At 41.3% G+C, this 17,873-nt stretch carries 15 protein-coding genes; 5 read left to right on the top strand and 10 right to left on the bottom strand.

Translation table 11 applies throughout. From position 1 onward, the window contains the following. From PQ461_RS09450 to PQ461_RS09410, 9 genes are all read right to left on the bottom strand, one after another. Positions 1-387, bottom strand: coding sequence for a hypothetical protein (locus tag PQ461_RS09450; RefSeq protein WP_274303642.1), 387 nt, complete (start codon positions 385-387; stop codon positions 1-3). Then, positions 388-2,130: an SGNH/GDSL hydrolase family protein gene (locus PQ461_RS09445; protein WP_274303639.1), complete on the bottom strand. Its 1,743-nt coding sequence runs from the start codon at positions 2,128-2,130 to the stop codon at positions 388-390. A 182-nt stretch (positions 2,131-2,312) separates the two neighbouring features. After that, entirely contained in the window at positions 2,313-3,953 is a 1,641-nt protein-coding gene (locus PQ461_RS09440; RefSeq protein WP_274303637.1) for a RagB/SusD family nutrient uptake outer membrane protein, read from the bottom strand. Positions 3,954-3,962: 9 nt separating this feature from the next. After that, positions 3,963-7,172: a SusC/RagA family TonB-linked outer membrane protein gene (locus tag PQ461_RS09435; RefSeq protein ID WP_274303635.1), complete on the bottom strand. Its 3,210-nt coding sequence runs from the start codon at positions 7,170-7,172 to the stop codon at positions 3,963-3,965. A gap of 187 nt (positions 7,173-7,359) precedes the next feature. Further along, on the bottom strand, positions 7,360-8,529 hold the full coding sequence (locus PQ461_RS09430) for a FecR family protein (RefSeq protein WP_274303632.1): 1,170 nt from the start codon (positions 8,527-8,529) through the stop codon (positions 7,360-7,362). A 49-nt stretch (positions 8,530-8,578) separates the two neighbouring features. Beyond that, the gene (locus PQ461_RS09425; protein ID WP_274303629.1) at positions 8,579-9,163 is read right to left on the bottom strand and encodes an RNA polymerase sigma factor; all 585 of its coding nucleotides are present in this window, start codon (positions 9,161-9,163) and stop codon (positions 8,579-8,581) included. 690 nt (positions 9,164-9,853) lie between these two features. Next, positions 9,854-10,738 carry an SDR family oxidoreductase gene (locus tag PQ461_RS09420; protein ID WP_274303626.1) on the bottom strand — a complete coding sequence of 295 codons (885 nt, stop codon included), beginning with the start codon at positions 10,736-10,738 and terminating at the stop codon, positions 9,854-9,856. A gap of 85 nt (positions 10,739-10,823) precedes the next feature. Then, a complete protein-coding gene (locus PQ461_RS09415) occupies positions 10,824-11,783 on the bottom strand; it encodes a polysaccharide deacetylase family protein (RefSeq protein ID WP_274303622.1) in 960 nt (319 codons plus the stop codon). Positions 11,784-11,868: 85 nt separating this feature from the next. Next, the gene (locus PQ461_RS09410) at positions 11,869-12,618 is read right to left on the bottom strand and encodes an SDR family oxidoreductase (RefSeq protein ID WP_274303620.1); all 750 of its coding nucleotides are present in this window, start codon (positions 12,616-12,618) and stop codon (positions 11,869-11,871) included. A 108-nt stretch (positions 12,619-12,726) separates the two neighbouring features. On the opposite strand from PQ461_RS09410, the gene PQ461_RS09405 reads away from it, so the two are divergent. The 5 genes from PQ461_RS09405 (at position 12,727) to PQ461_RS09385 (ending at position 16,504) form a co-directional block, all read left to right on the top strand. After that, complete coding sequence (locus PQ461_RS09405; RefSeq protein ID WP_274303617.1) at positions 12,727-13,158, top strand: winged helix-turn-helix transcriptional regulator; 432 nt, start codon at positions 12,727-12,729, stop codon at positions 13,156-13,158. 143 nt (positions 13,159-13,301) lie between these two features. Further along, the gene (locus PQ461_RS09400; RefSeq protein ID WP_274303616.1) at positions 13,302-14,234 is read left to right on the top strand and encodes a heme-binding domain-containing protein; all 933 of its coding nucleotides are present in this window, start codon (positions 13,302-13,304) and stop codon (positions 14,232-14,234) included. Between the two features lie 2 nt (positions 14,235-14,236). After that, positions 14,237-14,716: a hypothetical protein gene (locus tag PQ461_RS09395; RefSeq protein ID WP_274303615.1), complete on the top strand. Its 480-nt coding sequence runs from the start codon at positions 14,237-14,239 to the stop codon at positions 14,714-14,716. Further along, on the top strand, positions 14,713-15,756 hold the full coding sequence (locus PQ461_RS09390; RefSeq protein ID WP_274303613.1) for a sensor histidine kinase: 1,044 nt from the start codon (positions 14,713-14,715) through the stop codon (positions 15,754-15,756). The genes PQ461_RS09395 and PQ461_RS09390 overlap by 4 nt, the downstream gene beginning before the upstream one ends. Next, positions 15,737-16,504: a LytR/AlgR family response regulator transcription factor gene (locus PQ461_RS09385; RefSeq protein ID WP_274303612.1), complete on the top strand. Its 768-nt coding sequence runs from the start codon at positions 15,737-15,739 to the stop codon at positions 16,502-16,504. Before PQ461_RS09390 ends, PQ461_RS09385 begins: the two co-directional genes overlap by 20 nt. 597 nt (positions 16,505-17,101) lie before the next feature. Here PQ461_RS09385 and PQ461_RS09380 read toward each other — a convergent pair. Continuing rightward, entirely contained in the window at positions 17,102-17,863 is a 762-nt protein-coding gene (locus PQ461_RS09380) for an aspartyl/asparaginyl beta-hydroxylase domain-containing protein (protein ID WP_274303610.1), read from the bottom strand. Positions 17,864-17,873: the final 10 nt, after the last annotated feature.

The following is a 17,873-nucleotide window of genomic DNA, read 5'->3' as shown; positions in this document are numbered from 1 at the left end:
TTAATATTGTTTAGTCGGGTCAATAGGTTCCTGCGGATCTGTTATCCAGTACGACTGGGCCTGCTCATTAAACTTTAACTGCAAAGGATCTTTTTTAAATACTTTATTGAACAAACTTAGCGGCGTAACCACCAGAAAATAAAGCAACGTCAGGATCACGGTGGTGAAAACCCGGGCAACCGCCCGTCCACACCGTTCTATCAGCATGCGCGGACCTGCCAGTATAACCGGCGAAAACAGCGTGATCAGTAATAGGCAACACAGTGCGCCTACCAGCCACAGGTTAACACTCCCTGTTCGGTACCGGTTCAACATAGTTGCCGTTGTTATCCCGAAAGAGATACCCAAGCCGAACCGGCGGTTATCATTCCATTTCTTCGTCTTCATTTACCTGTAATTATTAGCCACCTGTGGCTCCCCCATTTTCTCGTAATACCCGGCTATCTCCATGCGCAGATTTTGATTTCGCGGTTGTGCCGTCAGTTCCTTTTTTGCTTGCACCAGCCTAGTCATTAGCTTCAGCATGGGCTCATAATCGGCATTCATGCCATTTTTTGCTTCTACTACTTTCAACCAGTTCATCGCATCTGCGGGCTTGTCCAGCTTCAGGTAAAACAGGTACAGGCTCTGCGCGTTTTTGTAAGACGGGTCTATCTGATAGCAGCGTAAGAAATAATATTCAGCTTCCTTTACTTTTCCCAAATCGTAATTAAGACGGGCGGCATACATGTAATAAGTGGTATTGTCAGGGTTCTCCAGCATTACTGCCTCTGTGGCTTTCAATGCCTGTAACTTATTGCCTGTAGACATACTGCCCTGAAAAAGCTGATCCATCGCCGTTGCCCATGATATGCGGTTTACTGAAAGCTGGCCTGCCAGCCGCTCTTCTATTGATTGCCCTAAATTGAAATCTTTAGAAATAGGTTGGTTAAAAGGCCAACCGGAACGCAGCATCATAATCTGGTAACTGCCAGCCAGCGAATCTACTTTGGTAACGGGCATATTGGCCAGCAATGCTTTAAAAGACATCTCCCGCGCGGTATCTATACGAACGACGCCTATTTTCTTCAGGGCTTCATAAAAGCCGTCTGACAGAAGGGCATAGCCTAAGAGATTGGGATGAACATGTTCCAGCAGGGTTTCGTTACCTAAAATACCGTTGGCAGAATGCGCTTCAAAAAGATTACGGGCGTTCACTACGTAAACACCGGGTTTGCCTGCCGCCTGTATAATCACCTGGTTAATGGCTTCCGGCGCACGGAACCGCAATTCATCAAAATCTTTAGCCAGTAGAAAATGCTTCTTCGCTTCTGTATAATCACCTTTACTTAAGGCATCGGTGCCAGAGTTAAACTCCCGGTTAGCAGAATAACGGTCTGTTGAAGAAGTGCTGATAAATGGCTTCAGGTCTTTTTCATTACTCACCAGGTTGCTGATCAGTAACGGAATGTGCTTTTCAGAAAACAGCGTGGTTAGCTGCTGCATGTTGGTTTCAAACTGCGTGATACCTTTTTTATAGTCGTCGCCATTGAAAGGCATCTGCTGTTTACCCACCATCCGCTTCATCAGGTTTTCACTCAGATTAACCCCGTTTGAAGGTTTGCCGCCCGAGCGTATGCTGAACAAAAGGTTCTGCACCAGTTGCACTGTTCTGAAATGGCGCAACCACACCAGTGAATTAATTAACCCGCTGTTGCTCCCGATACGGCTGGTAGAACCGACACCTAAAGCGCCATAATATTCATTGTGCCCTACGTATACCAAAACAGCATCAGGCTGGTAATTCACTACCTGACGCGCGAAGTTTAGTACCGTATAAGAGTTAACCGCGGTTAGCGCCAGGTTAATCACCTCAATTTTATGATCGGGCAATGAATGCATTAAACGGTAAGCCAGCCACCGGTGGAAAGAACCATTATGAAAATAGGGATACCCGGCAGCGGTAGATTCGCCCAGTACAAAAATCCTTAAGGTTCCTGGTTGCTTCTCCTTTTCAAAAGGCTCGTAGAATCCTTTGGTAGCATTGATGGTATCAGAAAAAAATGGATCAGACGCGTACCTGTTCATCACCAGCTTTGAATGGTCTGTAGGATATTCCACAAACAAAGAGGTATCATGGCCATATGACATTAACCGTAAACAAAGCTCTATTAAACCCAATAATATAATGGGAATAATAAAAGTAATTACACTGAATATCCTGTTTTTAAATTTTTGCTTCGACACGGTCATGGTTGCATCATTTTAAAAGCATATGGAAGACTAAGCCTCCATATGCAATTTTAAAAACCAACTAACAATCAACTTCTATTTTAATAACCAGGGTTTTGCTTTAAATTACTATTGGTATGCAAAGCATTGGTTGGTATAGGCATTAATGTTCTGTATGCACCGTTGGGCGAGTGTGATAACCAGGATTTTGTAGTAAGGCATCCAAACCTGATCATATCCTGCCTACGGCGCCCTTCCTGGCTAAATTCCCATCCCAGTTCGTCCAGAAAGCGCCCGTATTGAATATCCGAAACAGACTCATGAGTAGTGGCCAGGTGGTTTCGCAAGCCATAGTCATAAACGGTAGGGCCAGCCAGTTGTGCCGCTGTAACTGTTGCTTTAGCCGGATTATTAATAAAATTCCGTTGCCTTACCTGGGTAACTAAAGTAGCAGCCGTATTGCCGTCTCCGCTACGTAATGCAGCCTCGGCTTTCATCATCAGCACATCTGCATATCTGAAAAGCGGAAAATCATTGCTCATGCCCACCAGTTCGCCACTTTGTATCTGGTATTTACCCAAGCGGAAACCGTGTACTTCCTGAGAGGAATCTACACCCGGCAATTCATTAATATAAGCTAAAGGCTTACCGCTGAATTTATCCATGGTACCAAGTAAAATGGCACCGCTTGCTGTATATTGCTGGCCTTGTATCCAATTACTCTTAAGCCGGTTATCATCCGGGTCAAACGTGTTTATAAATTGTGGTTCGGCACATATCCCCCCCCACGGCGAATTCTGAAAATTATAGGTAGCCTGATTTTCTGGCTGTAAGGTTTCCATATGCAGTGTCCAGGCGGTAGAGCCATCTGAGGTATACAGATTATCAAATGGTATCGCAAAAACAATTTCCTTTGATCCCTGATTTTGGGTGGCGAACACGTTAGCCTGCACCGCCTCCAGGCTAAATAATCCGGAGTTGATGATCTGATCGCAGGTGCTGATACAATCTGCCCAATGTGCAGTACCCGTATAAACCTGTGCATTCTGGTACATTTTCGCCAACAATGCCAGCGCAGCCCATTTATTAAAACGGCCGTACGTAGTTCCATCATTCTTCTGGCTTAACAATGGCAGGTTGGTTGTAATTTCTGAAACAATGAAATTATAAACATCGGTGCGGTTGCTTTGAGTGGGCAGATATCCGGCCGGAACATCAAACTTGGTGATAATAGGCACATTACCGAAAAAATCACACAAAGCATAGTAAAACGATGCCCTCAGCACTTTTAGTTCGGCTACCACACTGTCTTTGCCGGTTGTAATTGGTATCAGGTTGTTTTGTAATTGGTAAAGCAGCCTGTTACAATTTGTAATACCTGCATAAGCATTTGTCCAGATGGTATTGCTGTTGTCATCATCAGCCGTCCATTTAAACTCGTGCATACGGCGGTAAATACCACCATCAACCCAGCCATTCGGTCGTGCAGGGATTACTTCTTCATCGCCGGCCAGTTCGTTTGTCCGCCAAATTGCGTTTGCACTGCGGCCCAGTTCAAGGGTACGCCAATTGGTATAAGGCACGCCTATCAGCGAAGCAACATCGCTTGATGTAGGATTAAATTTGCTGGATATAATGGTAGCAAAGTTCTCGTCATTTAGCTTAGTGCAGGAATATCCTATCATAATCGTAAGGATAGTCGCAATAAAAAGATATACTTTTTTCATTTCAATTCTCTTCATAATTAATACTTAAAAGGTTGCTGAAACACTAAGGTTATAGATACGCTGCGATGGATACACATCCCTTGCATCTACACCAGGCGTTAAGCCACTGACGTCAACTTCCGGGTCGTTTCCTTTATATTTTGTAATAATGAAGGTGTTGAGCGTAGAAAATGCAATACGTGGGTTATGGATATATTTAGATCTCAGGTTTCTAAAGGTGTAGCCAATATTTATGTTATCAATCTTCCAGAAATCACCATTTTCTATATAATAGCTATTAAATTCCTGGGCTACGTTTTTGTTCAATACCGCAACACCATAAATTTTGTCATAAGCGCTTGCCATCCGGTTATAATTCATAATGCCCGGCAGTTCAAAATCAGCACGTTGCAGGTTAGCTATCTGGAAGCGGAATGCACCACGCATAGTGACGCTGAAGTCCCAGTTTTTGTAATTAAGTGTATTGTTCCAGCCTGCATAGTACTTAGGCAAACCATTGCCTACTACTTGCTTGTCTTCAAATGCATGCTTAAACTGGCTGTAAGGGACTACCGTACCGTTTGGTTCCTGGTAAAGCCAGTAACCATCATTGGTGATGCCCACCACTTTAAAGGCATAAAAATCGCCTATGTTTTGCCCCACCTGTACAATATGTGTAAAGGTTGTTGCAGGCGGGCCGGTAGAACCAGCTGTAAAATATGGAAGAGTTGCCTGGTAAAGGTCGTTTGAAAGACTTATCAGTTTATTAGTATTGGTTGAAAATGTTACAGTACTTGTCCAACTGAAATCCCTCTTTTTAACCGGTACAAAATTGATGGCCACTTCCAAACCTTTATTGTTCATTGTACCTACGTTGGCTTGTGTAGTTGGATAAAGATTAGGCGGGCTTGGTACCTGATAGTTATAAAGTAACCCGGTAATTCGCCTGTTATATAAATCAATGGTACCACTGATTCTGTTTTTTAGCATACTAAAATCTAAACCAAGGTTGGTTTCATGCTTTTCTTCCCAACGCAGGGCCGGATTGGCATTCTGACTTGGTGAGATAGTTTGTATCCACTGGCCGTTATACAGAATGTAATTACCGTAACCTAATAAACCTACCGCAAGGAAGCCGGCAGAAGGCTGATTGCCGGTAACTCCGTAACCTGCACGTAATTTCAGATCATCAAAAAGCTGCTGATCTTTCATAAAGGCTTCTTTGGTGATGCGCCAGCCGGCCTGAACCGAAGGGAACTTACCATAAGGTTTACTTGCGCCATAAAGCTGGCTTGCACCGTCTATACGTAAACTGGCCAATAACAGGTATTTCTCCTTGTAGTTATAAGTACCGCGCGCAAAATAGCTGATCAGGTTTGACTGAGATCTACCACTGTTGATATAATCCTGTCCTGTTTTTTGAGCTGTACCTAACTGGATCTGGTTATAGCCAAAAATATCAGTTGGAAATCCATGATTTGAAATTGTTGTTCCAAAGTTATCATTGTCCTGGTACTCATAACCAGTAAGTACACTGAAACGATGATCGCCGAAAGATCGTGCATACTCTGCTGAAAGATTAAGAAAGCGGTTAATGCCTTGCCCCTGATAAATATTTGCAACACCGTTTTGGTTGTCGCGCAAAGTGGAAATATTTTGATGATTTTGGTAAGAAAGGTTTTGATACCCACTTTTAGTGTATGATCCGGTTGCAGCAAGCCTTAAGCCTTCTATAGGCAGAAAAGAAATAGTTGCATTGTACCTGCTGTTATAGGCGCTGTTGGGAGCATCATTAGTATAAGCATCAGATACAGGATTTTGATATTCGAAGTTATTTGGTTCCTGATAGTAAGTACCATCCGGCATTTTTACAGGCGCTGTAGGGTTCATGCGCATGGCCTGACGATAGTCATAATAGCTGAAGTTTAAACTATTAAAGTTAGTCTGTATCATCCCCAAATTAAATTTGAGTTTACCATCGAACATGGAATGATTGATATCTGCACGCCCCGTTAATTGTGCATGATTTGATTGCAGGAACATGCCGTTTAAAAAGCGGTAGTTGAAAGATGCGGTATAATTAGTCTGGCTGTTACCACCGCTAAAACTTGCGTTTTGTACAGTAGATACCGGTGCGCGTTTTGTGATAGCATCAAGCCAATCAGTTGATGTACCTTTATCATAAGACGGGTCACGTAGCCCTGCTTTAATCTGATCACGGTAATCCTGCGCTGTAAGTAACTTAGGCCGCCTGGTTATTTGCCCTATACTCACGTTACCGCTGTAATCCACATGTGCATTAACCACCCCCTTGCCTGATTTGGTAGTGATGATGATGACACCATTAGAGCCTCTTACACCATAAATGGCCGCAGAAGAACCATCTTTAAGTACAGAAATTTCTGCGATATCTTCTGGTGCAACAGTTAAAAGGTCTCCGGGAACGCCATCGATAATAACTAAAACACCTGTATTTGCACCATTAATGGTATTGGTACCACGCAATTGGATTTGCGATTGAGCGGTTGGATCGCCTGATGGATTGGTGATATTTAACCCTGCTACTTTGCCTTTTAAAAGTTCGGCAGCATCAGTAACAGGCCCGGTCACAAAGTTATCTGCTTTCACTGTGGCTACCGCGCTGGTAACGTCTGCCTTTCGTTGCTGGCCATAACCGATCACCACTACTTCACTCAACGATTTCAGCTGTGTGTGCATTTGTACGTTGTAAACGGTACGCCCGCCTAATATCTGTACTTCCTGCGTAACAAAACCAATAAAAGAAAAAAGCAAATTACCCTTACCATCCGGTACATTGATCGTGAATTTTCCATCCACATTGCTTTGAGTCGATGTAGTTGTTCCCTGTAATTTAATAGTTACACCAGGCAGGGGCTGGTTGGTATCGTCCGTAACTACACCGGTTATCTTTACATCGGCAGCTTGGGTTTTCTCTACTACCGGCTTGCGATAAATAACAATCAGGTTTTCTTTTATTTCATAGCCTAACGGCTGGTTGGCAAAGCACTCTTTCAATACATTATCCAGCGGCTTATTCTTGAATTTTGCTGTAACGTTATTGGTTTCAGCCAACATCTGGTCTGTAACCAAAAAATGGTAGCCGGTTTGCTCCTGGATGTGTTCCAACACCTGTGCCAAGGGCATCGCTTTTGCTGAAAGGGTTAGCCGCTGGGCATTGCCGGCAAGCGATACCTGCAGAAAAGCTGTCACCATTAAAACGTAGGTCAATTTCATTATAAGGAGGAATTTTCGGACACAACAAGAGCTCGTATGCCTTTTGGAAGCATAAAGTTTCATATCTTTGATAGTTTGGTTTAAATTGGTAAGTAATCCTATAAAAATTAAGTACTGTAGAACCAGACATTCAGGCCCGAGATGTTCGAGCATCTTGGGCTTCTTTTCCGTTCTACTTCTGGTAGAATCATTTCATAACAATTATCCTCCTTCCTTCTATCTTAAAATGAACGGTTCTGGTTAGTTCTAGTAAATGAAGTACATCTTCTATTTGGGCCGACCGTGGGATTGTGCCTAAAAAACCCTCATCCGTAATCGTGCGCCTATAATCAATTTCTACGTTATACCATCTGGATATTCTTCGCATAATACTCCGTATATCCTCATGATTGAAGTTGAAATTTCCGTTCTTCCATTCTATTGCTTCATCAGCGACTACCTTCAACAATTTGATGTGACGACCTACGCAGGCCTGCTGCCCGGGTTTCAGCATTTTACTTTGCATTCCCTGACTAACTTTTACAGAGCCTTCTAACAGTGTTGCTTTTGCAATGGGTTCATCAGCATAGGCGCTTACGTTGAAATGTGTACCAAATACCTGCACCGTCATCTTTTCAGATACCACCTTAAAGGGCCTGCTTTTATCTTTTGCAACCTCGAAATAGCCTTCTCCATGAAGTTTTACAATCCGTTCGTGGAAGGGAAACTGTACCGGTGTCTCTAACTCAGTAGCGGCATTTAGCCACACTGCAGAGCCATCTGCAAGCACAATTTTATACTGCCCGCCTTTAGGCACTGTTACTTTTACCTGCCTGGCATAGCCGATTTTTTTAATAGTTTGACGAAAACGCACTTCTCCGTCTTTCACCTTTACAATAGTGATACCGCCATCCTCTGCCAAAACACCGTCGGGGACATGTTCAAGTGCAATTTTCTGTCCGTTGTCCAGTGTCAGGTACGCCTGGTTTCTGCCCGGTTCAATGCGTATCGGTTTTACTGCTAATTGTTGTTTTGTGGGCGCTTGTTCCCGACGTTGATAGAATAAGACACCAATACCGATAAGTGTAAGGACGGCGGCAGCTTTAAAAAGAAGAGAAACGATGGGATGTTTGCGTGAGCTTGTTCCCGATTCATCTAATCGTTGTTCTATGCCACGTTTCAGCCTGTTCATGAGCACATCGTTTTCTTCGTCTGTCTCATCAACGTCAATGGTATAAGCGGCAAGTTCATCAAGCACATCAGCAAGCTGATCCGAAGGAATGCTCTCCAGCCACTTTACAAATTCGGCATGCTCCTCCGGGGTAAAGTTGCTATCCCTGAATTTTTGTAAGAAAAGTGCGATTGCCCTCCGTTTCATATCATGAATGACGAAGCAAGGCAGGGAAAGGCCCCCTTGGTCAGAAAATTTATTTGAAAAGAATAAAGAAAATTAAAATGACCAGATCCAGCTGTATCCTGATATAACTGCGGATGAAATTCAAACCCTGATAAAGTTGCTTTTTAACAACTGATTTTGATATTTCCATGTCTGCAGCAATTTCATCTAATGATAGCTCCTCTTCCGTTCTCATCAGCACAATCTGCCTCCGTTTATTAGGCAATAGGTTAATAGCTTCACGCATGATGTGCAGATACTGGTTAAAAATGATGCGGCTGTCGGCCCCGTCAGCAACTGCTTCTTCTTTAGGTAATATTTGCTGATAAACACGCGCTTTCAACTGCTCTTTTCTTAGATGATCTAACAGCATGTTTTTTGCACATTTGAAGATATACGACCTTATGCAGAGCACTGTGTCTAACCTTTCCCGGCTCTCCCACAGTTTAACAAATACCGACTGTGTGATTTCGTCTGATATTTCTGTATCTCCGCATACCAGGAAAACATAGTTGTAAATACTTTTAAGGTACCTGGCATATAACGCCGAAAAGGCATGCCTATCGCCTTTAGCAATGGAGCTACTCAGCATTTCATCATTTAGCTGCCGTTTCATAGGGGTCGTCTCTAACGTGTAAAACTATAAGTGTTTTAAACACACTTATTCAATAGGCCGTGCGGCTTTACTTATAATTGGTACAGCAATTTAAAACAAAAAAAATCAATACTGCAAAATTTGCAGCAACAAAAATTGATTTACCACCAGCGACGCGCCTGTTATTCCATTTTTATGGTCGGTCCTGTCATGGCCAATCCGGATACACATTCCACCAGGTCAGCTATAACACAATTAGCCAATATGACAAAGGAGAAAAATCCCATAATATCTGATTTATAGTATTTTATTGAACTTTGGTCTTACAAACAAGCCCGATAAAAAGCGGCTTCTGAAGTGGTCGTTGTCATCATTCATTCGGATATCTTGAAGATTTATGACTGATAATTGACACAAGACACTCAGATCTTCTGCAACGCCCCTGCTAACAAGTCTATTCCTTACTTTATTGGTCTATTTGTCAATAGCTATGCTTGCAAGCACATACGTGCAGCTGTTAAAATGGTAAGCCCTTACCTAATTACCACATCAAAAGCAGGACTTACCTTAACGTTATTTTTAATAGGTACAGGATTAAAGAAAGGTTTTAGCAGGTGTTGGATTCAACCCCCTCCTGCTAAGTATTATGCTTGGATTTTATCTCTGGTACAGCATTATATGCCATTATACACTGGGCATAACTATGTAGATTTATTCTTTCACCTGTTTATTAACGTTTGATTCGATGTACTCTTTGAAAGTTACTGTCCTTCTACCTAATAAGCGTTCTAAATCGCCTGATCGATGTTCAAATTCACCTTCGTCAATTGCTACTACCCAATTTGTTAGAAATTCTGCAACATGGCGGGGCGTTCCCTTTGCTATCAAACCGTCAATGTATCCCCCGGTTGTGATAGTAGTAAATGGAACAGGCTTTCCTTGTATTTCTGCAAGAATATTAGCGATGTCAGCAAAGGAAATAGCTTCACTCCCACCTAAGGAATAGGTTTTATTCTCGTGTCCCGGTGTAGAAAGTATTTCAGCATGGGCCTCAGCCAGTTCATTTCTTGTTGCTGGTGCCATTTTACCGTTAGCCGCCGGGACTCTTATGCCATTTTTATGCGGGCCCGAACCATAATAAATATATAACAAGTCTGTAAAGGGCGGGTGATATAAGATGGTATAATCAAGTCCTGATGATTTCAGCACTTGTTCAGTAAACAAGTCGGAGTCTGTAATCCCAGGCATAATACGGCCCGAACCTTCTTTTCGCATAATTGACATATAAACCACATGCTTAACACCAGCCTGGCGGGCAGCAGTAATTACATTATAATGTTGGGTGGACCGATCTGAAAAAGCAACTGCGCTGGTAAGCATTATTTTATCAACGTCTTTAAATGCATTAAGCAGAGAATCATAATCGAGGTAATCACCAATACGGACTTCAACACCTTTGGTAATCAGGTCATCAAGCCCATCCTTTTTTCGGGCTAATCCGATGATCTCGCTTGCAGGCACTCCTTTTTTTAATAGATGTTCAATTGTACCTTTTCCAATAACACCTGTTACTCCTGTTACTAATATTTTTGACATGATAAATTCAATTGGTTTTTAAAAATGACAGTAAATAATATTAATGCCTAATAAAATTAAAGGCTGCACAAAAGCAGCCCTTAGTTTATATATAAGATTGTTCGTGTAAACTTGTTGGATCTTTTAACGTCATTTCGGCTATTTCGTCTTTGCGCTTAAAGGCGACACCGGGATGTTTTTGCATGTACTTGATCAATTCCGTTGCAGCTTTTACCATCTGCGGCGTACCACTTACACGATCATGAAAAGTTAAGGATAGTTGCCTGCGACGGGTAGCTGCTTCTTCGTAAAGCTGATCAAATTCCATCTTGATTTGCGTGATATATTGATCAGGCGAAAAATTCCGTAACTCAATCATGCCTAAATCATTATTACGTACGGTATATGGAACAACAGCAAAATCTTTCTGATTGACTTTTATAATAAAAGGTTCGTCACGGCCCAAGTCGTCAATATGATAAATACATCCCAGCTCTTGTAAAATTTTCAGCGTGTTTTCACTACGGCGAAGGAAATTGGCGTTATAACCTATTGCTGTTTGTCCGGTTACTTTTTTTATCGCATCTAAACCGTCTTTGATGAATTTCTTTTCCTCATCGTAAGACATGTCGTACTCATCTTTCCAGGTCATGCCGTGGCCCGATGCTTCGTGCCCGCGGTCTACAATCTCCTTAGCCAAAGCAGGATTTTTTAAAACAGCGGAACCTACCATGTGTGTGGTAACCTTGATGCCTAATTTATCCCAGTTGTCCAGCATGCGGGGAATACCTTCCTTATAACCATACTCGTACCAGGTGGCTGCAGGTAAATCCTTAAAACCGGGCTTCATATTGGGCGGAAATGGACTTGGTGCGTTATCTGGTTGTCCGCCTGCTTCAAACAGCATGGTAGCAGATACCACCAACCTTGAGCCATCTGCCCATTTTGATCGCGTAGGTGCATAAAGTTTACTTGGCTTTTCAGCACTTGCGATTTGATTTGCTCCAATAATACCGGCCATTGATAGCAGGCCGGTTTGTTTTATAAAATTTCTTCTGTCCGTCATAACAATAATAATGTTAATGCATTGGGATTAAATTCCTCTACACTGTTCCGTTTATCGCGTGGTGCAGAGGAATCGGCAATGCTATCTATGAAAGAAAAGGCTGATTAAATTTTGCAACGGCTGCTTTAGGGTTTGCAAAGTAGTCTGCATACTGCTGGCCAGCTTCGCCTACAAATATTTCATAACGGTCTTCGTTAATGCCATTATAAATATCCTGGGCTGCTACTTCCGGTGGTAAACCATGCTGCTCACCACCCATATCCTTAGTGGCATCTGTATTGATCAGTGAAGGCATTACCTCAAAGATTTTAATATTGGTATCTGATGACAAGGTTAAACGCAATGCTACAGAATGAGAATGTAAAGCTGTTTTAGCATCTGAATACGTTGGCAAAACCACCAGCGGATGGAACGCTACGTTAGACGTTATGTTCACCACGGCTCCCTCAGGCTGCTTCTTTAATAACGGCAACAACGATTCTATTAACCTAACCGGAGCAAAGTAGTTGGTCTCAAATTCCTGTCTTGCTTTTTCAACCGCATTGGCGCCTTCCCCCAGTTTATAAACAAAGCCTACACCGGCGTTGTTAATTAATACGCTAAGGTCGCTATAACCAGCTTCTAATTTTTTAACAAGGTTGGTAACTGAATCTGCATCGGTCACATCACTAACGATGTAATCTATGCCTAATTCTTTAGCGGCTTTTTCCAGTTTTTCTGCATTACGGCCGGATATGATTACCCTGTTACCTTTTTCTTTTAAAAGTTTTGCGGTTGCATAACCAATTCCTGAACCACCTCCGGTTACCAATACTGTTTTCTTTGTGATTTCCATGACTTTTATATTCTAATATTAATCTTTAAATTTGCTTGCGACTTGCAAGTAAGCAAAGGTAAATTAATTAACTTGTAAATTGCAAGTATTATTTATAATTTTATTGTCATGAAAGAAATTCAGCATAGATCAGAATGTCCGATATCATTTTCACTTGATTATATAGGCGATAAATGGATATTATTAATCCTAAGGGATTTGATATTTACTAATAAATGCAGTTATGGGGATTTTCTGACTTCTGATGAAAAGATCGCCACCAATATTCTTGCAGACCGGCTTAAGCTTTTGGAAGCAAACGAATTCATAAAATCTGAAGTATCACCAGAAAAGAAGAATAAGTTTATTTATAGTCTTACAGAAAAAGGTATCGATCTGATCCCGGCAATTGTCGAACTGATGATCTGGGGCTCAAAATATAATCCCCCCGGTGCTAAAGAAGTCATCAAAAAAATTAAAACAGATAAAGAGGGTACCATACGCCAACTTAGAGAGAAATTATTGGCGAAGGTTAAAAGTAATGCTGACTCAATGCAATAGCTTTTAAGCGGCTTACATACACCGATACAAATATTCGACAATCAAATTGCCGGATTCAACTGCTTATTTGCCTTATTCACCGCTTTTCTCTTTTAAAGTAATTTGACTACCCGGTACTTTACTTCAAGTTATTTAAATATAATATGAAAAAGTTTCTGTTGATTTCAGCATCTGTAGTTGCAGCGGTGTGTATCTGTTTGCAGTTTTTCAGGCCCGAGATAGGTAATCCTCCGGTAACCGGAGATTTGGAAGCGCCACCAAATGTAAAAGCGATCCTGGTAAGGGCATGTTATGACTGCCATTCTAACCAAACCAATTTGCGTTGGTTTGATAAATTGCAACCCGTTTACTGGCAGGTTGCCGAACATGTACGCGAAGGCCGCAAAGGCTTAAATTTCTCCAATTGGAATAAGCTATCTCCTGCTGATAAAAAGGGCAAACTTTGGGAAGCAGTAAACCAGATTGAGCAAGGAGCTATGCCTATAAAAAGCTATGAAATTGTGCACACCGAAGCTAAAATTTCCAAACAGGATCTTGCTGTACTTAAAAATTATTTAACAGGCTTTGTGCATGATATACCAAACGACACAGCCAAAATTAATGCGCGGGATAAACAACTTAAAACGATACCTACTAACAACCAACAAACAAAATTACCTGAAAGCTTAAATGGCATTTCTTACATTCCTGATTATAAAAACTGGCAGGTAATTAGTACGTCCGACAGGTTTGATAACGGTACTATGCGCGTTATTTATGGAAATGACATTGCTGTAAAGGCTGTTAAAGAACACCATATTAACCCATGGCCCAACGGAACCATATTTGCCAAGGCAGCTTGGGACAAGTTGGAAGATGCTAAAGGCAATGTATCTACAGGTGCATTTAAACAGGTAGAGTTTATGATTAAAGATGCCGAGAAATATAAATCAACCACCGGTTGGGGCTTTGCCAGGTTTAAAACGCCTAAACTAAACCCATATGGCAAAGATGCTATGTTCACTACAGAATGTATCAATTGCCATAAACCCATGGAGAAAAACGACTTTGTATTCACTTTCCCAATCAAAAACTAATCATGAAATCTATATTTAAAATCATAGTCGCGGCCATTGCTGTTTTCAGCAGTTGTAAGCCGGCACCTAATGCTGATGAACTGATTAATCAGAAAGCCTCATTGCCAGATCACTTTAAACTTTCGGAATTACACCAAAAGGTAATCACTTCTTTTATTAATAATCGTAACCATACTACGAGTATTTTATATGGAAACGAAAAAGCGCTTTCATCAGCAAGTTCAGATAAGCTTAATGAATTGCCGGGCGAATCATTTACGTTGGTAACCTGGAAGCAGCAGGATGATGCCCATTGGTTTGGTGCACGTATACCTGGAGATCTGATCTCGGCAGAGAGACTTGATCTGACTGATTCAAATTCCCGGATAAGTTATAACTATCAAAGGTTTTCAGGCAAAGATTTAGTTAAGTTAGCCGATACAACCGAAAATAGTGAACGGATCAAATTTATATTAAATCAAAAGGCATCCATCATTCCATGATCTTTGGAAGATATATAAAGGCAGAGAGCTCAAAAGTATTTCTCATTTCACAGAAAGTGATCTGGCTGTCTGCCCTGTTTATGGGCATTCTGGCCTCTATTCCTAAAATACTACAATTAAGGGTAAGTTTAACCGAGGTTATTGTTGATTGTATTATTGCTTTTTTTTATTCGCTTTTTGTATGGTTTTATAATTTATATACGCTGCCCCGGTATGCGAATCATGCCATCACAACAAGGTTCTTTGGCGCCCGCCTGATTAGGAGTTTATTACTGGGCATAGTTGTGATGGGCATATTGGTGATAGTGAACCAACTGTTGTTTAAAGACCGGTTGATCGGCACAATGATGCTGATGTACCAGTTCAGGGGAATTTTAATTAACCTGACCATTTACATGTTCTTATACCTGCTTTATCAGAGCTTTATAAACCGGATAATTGCTATTGAGCTGGAACGCACCAAATCCGATCATATAGAAGCACAGTATGAGTTATTAAAGCAACAGGTTAATCCTCATTTTTTGTTTAACAGCTTAAACACGCTCAAGTCAATGGTGGAAATTGGCGATGAGCATTCGGCGGATTTTATTGTAAAACTCTCTGACTTTTATCGCTATTCATTAGAGAGCCGTAAAAAAGACGTTGTACCTATGCAGGAAGAACTGAAGCTGCTTGAAGCATACTTTTATCTGTTACAAGCCAGGTTTGAAGAAGGAATTACCCTGCAACTTGATATTTCGCCCGAACACAAGAAAACCATGATACCTGTATTTACGTTGCAGTTATTGGTTGAAAATGCGGTAAAACATAACATCGTATCAATTGATCAACCTTTAAAAATTGAATTGATATCATCAGATAATAATTTAATTATTAAAAATAACCTGCAGCTGAAAAGCATCCCCGAGCCATCTACAAAAATTGGCTTAGAGAATATTAATCAGCGTTACCTGCATTTAACAGGCCGCCAAATAGAAGTAAGGGCAGACGGTTACTTCTTTACTGTAAAGCTTCCGATAAATGAACATATTAGTCATTGAAGACGAATTAAAAACGGCAAGGTCGTTGATCAGGCTGATCAGTTCGGTTCGCCCTGACACTAAAATTGATGGCCCATTGCAGCGAGTGTCGGCGGCGGTTAACTACCTGTCGGCTCATCCTTCGCCTGATCTTATTTTCATGGATATTCAATTGGCGGATGGATTATCATTCGAAATTTTTGAAAAAGTAAAAATTGACGTACCGGTAATTTTTTGCACCGCCTTTGATGAATATGCTTTGCAGGCATTTAAAGCAAACGGTGTAGATTATATTTTAAAACCTTTTTCTGAAGATAGCATCAAGGCCGCATTTACTAAGCTGGAAAAAATTGGAAACCTCACAGGAACCAATGCCATACCTGCATCTTTAATTACACAACTACTGCAAATTAACCAGCCAAAAGCTGAAAAGCAAAGTTTTTTGGTATTTAAAAACGGCAAGTATACTACTGTGCCTGTGCCGGATATCGCCTACATATTTGTTCGTAACGAGCAAACTACCCTGGTTACGTTTCAAGGCGAAATGTTTATGATAGACCAGTCGCTTGAAGAGACAGCCAATCAGTTAGATCACAAAAGCTTTTTTAAACTGAACAGGCAATACCTCATAGCCTTTAAAGCCATTAAGGAAGTAGAGCATTACTTTGCCCGCAAACTGCTGGTTAAACTTACCATACAGACCAAAGAAAAGCTGTTAGTTGGAAAAGATAAAACGACAGCTTTCCTGAAATGGCTTGAAGAACGTTAATTAATACCTAAAAATTATATCGCGCAATATATGATGTTAAAGCGCGGATATTGGATTTGAAACTATCGGATCATGGCATCCAGCAATGCAGGATCTAAGCCTACCGATTCATAATGCTTACGTGCAATTTCAAGTATGGTAAAGCCATCATCATAGGCTAACATATTGCCCATCATTAAAAGTCAACGTCAGGAAACGCATTATGGACATCAGCTTGATAGACCGTAGCCTGAATGTGAAGAAAATACAACAAGTAGACCTGGTTGAACTTATAAAAATTTGATCGGGCGATTCCATGTTTTAGATAGTAATACGATCAATTTCAATTATAATAGTTCCGAAATACTTGTATATACTGAACCTTACAAGATCGAAACCATTTTAAGTAATCTGCTTGATAATGCATCAAAGTGTGCCGGGGCCAAAGCTCATATATCGGTTGAAATAATTAATAAGCCCGATAATTGGCAACTTATTGTAAGTGATAGCTGGAATTTCTGTTACGCGGAGTATTAATCGATATCATGCCGCACACTCAGTAGCCAAAGCGCTGAAGGAAGCCCATCCGGTCAACCGGCACTTAATGGCTCCATAATACTATATTACCGCAAATAAACGCTGCACTGGTAAAAATCCCAGGATCATTATCCTGGAGGTATGGTACAAAGCTTTTTTAAAATACCCCGACCTTCGTCCCAGGAAAGGATACGATTGATACAACATCTGCAATATCGACGAAGCCAGCACGTGTGCGCAAATACTATTTTCTTTTTTTGAGAATTGGGGCCGCATTACATCCAGTATCAGAATAATGCGTTTTTTATCGGTATTGTTCCATGCAGTATGGGTATGAGCATCGCAAAATGGGAGAGTTATCCCGTTTTCCCAAGGCCGTATTTCTTTACCGACCTGGAAACCGCAGTCGGGCAGAGCGCCAGGAATGTCGATGCCCACATGGCAGCGAATAATAGCATCGGTATCGCCCTGATGAGGATTGATATTCGAGCTTGCTTCCAGCACGCTCAATGAAAATGAAGTAAGGCCGGGGATGGACTTTAATATCCTTACCGTTTCCGGACATTTTTTATAATTCTCGCGGATAACGAACTTCCAAAAATATATCCCCATCGTTTTCCACCTTTTCGGCGGGAACGACATGCTTTTATTTATAAAATAAGGCCGCAGGTTTTGTGGTTTTTCCAGCATCAGCCCCAATACTTCGTCTTTTATTACTTCCCAGTTGTCTTCTATTACCTTCGTCCAAGGTAGGTCCTTCCTTTCGTAAAAAAAAGGCTGGCTGCCCATATAGCGCCCACCTGAAAAATTATACCAGGGTTCCGTCTCTTTTACGCTGCTCACTTTATTACAT

The organism is Mucilaginibacter sp. KACC 22063 (assembly GCF_028736115.1).
Taxonomy (GTDB): domain Bacteria; phylum Bacteroidota; class Bacteroidia; order Sphingobacteriales; family Sphingobacteriaceae; genus Mucilaginibacter.
This window is presented reverse-complemented; position numbering and strand designations above follow the sequence as displayed.